The sequence below is a fragment of the Pauljensenia sp. UMB3104 genome (assembly GCF_030217285.1).
Classification (GTDB): Bacteria; Actinomycetota; Actinomycetes; order Actinomycetales; family Actinomycetaceae; genus Pauljensenia.
The window spans coordinates 1-352 of record NZ_JASONN010000113.1; the positions used below are offsets into that span (position 1 = coordinate 1).

The 352-nt window shown below is 63.9% G+C and carries 1 protein-coding gene; it reads left to right on the plus strand.

Annotation, left to right across the window (positions count from 1 at the left end; all coding sequences use genetic code 11):
- Window positions 1–352, plus strand: a 352-nt coding sequence (locus QP415_RS10990; protein WP_285100088.1) for a hypothetical protein, incomplete at both ends; no start/stop codon positions are given.

Consider the following 352-nt stretch of genomic DNA (forward strand, 5'->3'; position numbering starts at 1 on the left):
AGGCTGTCGAGGGCGGCACCTTCGTGGAGTACTTCGTCGTGAAGCTGCCCGAGGGCCTCGCCGACACCGCCCACGCCAAGGCGGTCGAGGCGCTGGTGAGAAGCGTCTACGACGCGCACGCACTCGACGGCATGATTGGGCGCGCCCAGGAGAAGATCACCGAGAACACGATGACCGACAACTTCGCCAAGCGCGAGTTCAAGGAGCTGTGGGCGCGCATCAACCGCAAGCACGCCTACACGGTGAGCTTCTCGGACGACGAGCTGAGGAGCAAGTCGATAGAGCGCATCAACGGCGATTTGCGCGTGAGCAGGCTGCAGTACACCCTGACGGTCGGCGGGCAGAAGTCACA